At 42.0% G+C, this 3,867-nt stretch carries 3 protein-coding genes; all 3 read right to left on the bottom strand.

Translation table 11 applies throughout. The features are described 5' to 3' along the window. Positions 1 to 584 precede the first annotated feature (584 nt). Complete coding sequence (recJ, locus tag ACO1R6_RS04170; protein ID WP_486262440.1) at positions 585 to 2,294, bottom strand: single-stranded-DNA-specific exonuclease RecJ; 1,710 nt, start codon at positions 2,292 to 2,294, stop codon at positions 585 to 587. A gap of 357 nt (positions 2,295 to 2,651) precedes the next feature. Continuing rightward, on the bottom strand, positions 2,652 to 2,936 hold the full coding sequence (locus tag ACO1R6_RS04165; protein WP_486262439.1) for a hypothetical protein: 285 nt from the start codon (positions 2,934 to 2,936) through the stop codon (positions 2,652 to 2,654). Positions 2,937 to 3,055: 119 nt separating this feature from the next. Further along, on the bottom strand, positions 3,056 to 3,867 hold an 812-nt coding region (locus ACO1R6_RS04160; protein WP_486262438.1), incomplete at its 5' end, for a hydrogen peroxide-inducible genes activator.

The following is a 3,867-nucleotide window of genomic DNA, read 5'->3' as shown; positions in this document are numbered from 1 at the left end:
CGAAGTTTTTTTTTATTTCTTTTCAGAAGAAAATAATCTATACCAACTTCGTTTAGATGAAAATTTCAAGCCAATAAAAGAAGCCTGCTACTTCTTTTTCCCAATTATAAGCAACCATTAAAGTTGCTTTCTATATTCTTTAACTAACTTGATTAACTAAATAACCCTATTGTTATCGTTTGGGAGTGCAAATGTAGGAATAATAAATTACAATGCAAGCATACCCTTTATTATTTTTTATCTTTTTTTTCCCCCATTTTACCGATGTAACCTTTACTTGCTTTTAAACAACTAGTTAGAGTAAGTTTTAATTTAGTAGAATCAGTCCAAATCCGTCATTCCCAAACAATCTTCTGATTAGGTAACCCATAGGATTTTTTGGGAATGACGGAGACTAATGGGAGAGAGAGGCAATGTTATTTCTCTTTTTTAATCGTTCAATAAAATTTAAACAACTAGTTAGCTTATATTACCCCTGGTCCGTAGCGCTTATTATTTTTATTGGCCTCCATAATCATCAAAAAAGTATTTTGAATTACAAGTTTCTAAACTTGACTACATAATTAATTGAAGGCATTCAAATTTTATTCAGCAAAGCGAATATCCTTAATGCGGAGTTGCAACGAAATAACACCACGGTAAACATTCTCTTCTACACAATAGCAAACATCGAACGGAATACCTTTAAGAATACGGGGGTAATAATCGGCCATACCAAAGGCAATGGCCTCTATCGGGTGGCTATCTTCCTGCATTATTTTAAGCTTCAGGTGGGTATCGCCTACTACGCGACAATTACCTGTATCGTAAACGCATTCAGACATAAATACCGGCCCCATGTTGCCCGGCCCGAATGGCTCCATCTGCTTTATTATTTTCAGGAAATTAGGTGTAATTTGTTTTAACCGAATAGGAGTATCTATTTCTATCTGGGGTATGAGTTGCTCGGCGGTAATGGTCCGGCTTACCACTTCCTCAAATCGCTCCCGGAAGGCCGGAATATTCTCGACGGGCAAGGTTAAACCGGCGGCATACATGTGCCCGCCAAACTGTTCTAATAAATCGCTACACTCCAGAATAGCACTGTGTACATCAAAACCATGTACCGATCGGGCCGACCCGGAGGCCTTACCGTTAGATTGGGTTAAAATAATGGTTGGCCGGTAATATTTTTCGATACAGCGCGAGGCCACAATGCCCACCACACCTTTATGCCAGGTCTCTTTAAACAATACCGTAGACCTAGATTGGCGCAGCATCTCGTCTTGCTCAATCATTAGCAAGGCCTCTTTGGTAATGCTGGTATCATGGCCGCGCCTTTCCTGGTTTGTTTTATCAATTATATCGGCTTTGGTAAAGGCCTCTTCTTTAGTAGGAGCCAGTAACATGTGTACCGACCGTTTTGCATCGCCCATGCGACCGGCCGCATTAATGCGCGGCGCAAAGCCAAATACAATGCTGTTTATATCCAGTTCTTCTTTTAAACCCGATAAATCTTTGAGGGCGGCTAAGCCCGGCCGTAGCGGAGCGCCGGAATTTAACTGCCGTAGACCAAAGTAAGCAAAAATGCGGTTTTCGCCGGTTATAGGTACAATATCGGCAGCAATACTTATTACCAGCAAATCTAACAGCGCAAAAAGCGATTCGGGATTTAAGTCGTTTTGCAGGCAAAAACCTTGCATAAACTTAAAACCCACGCCACAACCCGATAGCTCTTTATACGGGTACGGGCAATCTACGCGTTTAGGGTCCAGCACGGCTACTGCGTCTGGTATGGTGGTATCGGGTAAGTGGTGGTCACAAATAATAAAGTCTACGCCCTTAGATTTAGCGTAGGCCACTTTTTCCATTGATTTTATACCGCAATCGAGGCTAATAACTAAGGTAAAATTATGCTCTGCTGCCCAGTTTACGCCCTGCTCCGAAATTCCATAGCCTTCTATGTCGCGGTTAGGAATGTAAATATCAATTTCTTTTACGTAGTCGCGCAAATAACTGTATACCAGCGCTACAGAGGTGGTGCCATCTACATCGTAATCGCCGTAAATCAGTACTTTTTCCTCCCGATGGATAGCCTCATTCAGGCGGTCCACCGCTTTATCCATGTCGCGGATTAAGAACGGATCGTGTAAATCGTCGAGCGATGGGCGAAAGTATTTTTTGGCCTTCTCAAAAGTACATACCTCTCGCTGACATAACACGGTGGCCAATGTTTCGCTTATGAGCAGGCTTTTGGCCAAACTGCTCACCGTCTCCTGGTCAGGGGTGGTTTTTAAGACCCATCTTTTCTCCATGGTGCTGCTTCGTTGGTATGCGGGATTACAAAAGTAATTAAATAAAGAAGATTTTTGTGCTACAAGTTCCGTTTAAATCGGCCGGGCTAATTAAAATATTTTTAATTTTACCTTAAATTATTTTATCTCAACGTTTTGAAAAGACTGCGCAATTTTTATAACAAATGGAAAGACTACATTCAAACCGATTTGCTGATGTATGTCTTTTTTGTGGTATTTCTGCTCATTTTATTTATCTTCTTCCGCGATTAAGTTAATATTAATTCTGCCCGAATTACCAAGGAAATAAACATGCACAAAAAAGCCTTCTCCTTATTATATAAAGAGAAGGCACTGCTTTGGGTGTAATATTTTTGATTAAGTAATATTTTCGGTAGCGGTGCCGCCCACGTGGCCATGGTAACCAGTACCCGTAGAAGCGCCTAAATCACCACCCGATTCCTGATCGGTACCTAATCCGGCGGTGCCCCCGGCTGCTCCCGCCATGGCAGCGGGGTTCGTGCAGTCTTGGTCTGCGGCCTGCATTTTATTATTTCCTCCCGGAGCAAAACCCTGCTCGCCTTCACTTTGGTTGGCTACCTCGTCCAGGCGTCGCTGCAGGGCTTTCATGCTCTCATCCATTTCTGTTCCTATTTTAGCCATTGCCTTAGTTGTTTAAATCTTTATAGATAATTACTACTCTTTTACGCGATAGCCTTAATCAGGTAGGGGAATATTTTTAAATAAGTGACCTCTGCAATTACACCAGTTACTATAAATTTTCAGATTTGTACCACCCGGGCATTTTGGTTATTCCTGACTTTATCTGGAACGGCGGTTATGATTGCTTCTTGCAACACCTGAATTAAACGCTTTTTAACGTAATCGCGGTGAGTAACCAAACTAACTTCCCGTACGGGTGCCGGCTCATCGAAATAGCGGACCAACTTTTGTTGTTTAGTGCTTAAATCTAAAGTGGCAAGCTCCGGAATAATGGTTATGCCATTGTCTTGTTCTACCATACGCCGTAAGGTTTCTACACTGCCTGCTTCGTACTCAAAAGCTTTACCCTCGGGCAAGGCACTCCGTAGTTCGCATAAATTTAATATTTGTGATCGGAAACAATGTCCTTCTTCTAACAACCAAAGCATTTTCAGGTCTATATCTGCCGGCAACACATATTTTTTCTGGTATAGCGCATTCGATTTAGAGACGTAAGCCACCAACTCTTCGTAAAAAAGCACATGTTCTTTTAAGCTGTTGTCTTGCAGCGGCGTTACCAGCAAACCCGCATCGAGTTTATTCTGTTTTAGGCAGGCAGCAATATTTTCGGTAGTAAGTTCGGTTATTTTTAATTTTACTTTTGGGTATTTCTGCAGAAAATCGCGCAAAAACAAAGGTAACAAATAAGGCGCCAGCGTGGGTATTACGCCTAAACGCAACTCGCCGGCTATCTCTCCTTTTTTATCAGAAATTAATTGCTTAATAACCTGGGCCTGGCTGAGCAGTAAACGGGCCTGGCTAATAATTTCTTCGCCCACTTCGGTAGGTACCACCGGCTGCTTACTTCTATCAAATATTTTTACGCCTAACT

It is taken from the genome of Adhaeribacter sp. (genome assembly GCF_057359045.1).
Note: the sequence above shows the minus strand (reverse complement) of the source record. Positions and strands in the feature narration are given on the sequence as shown.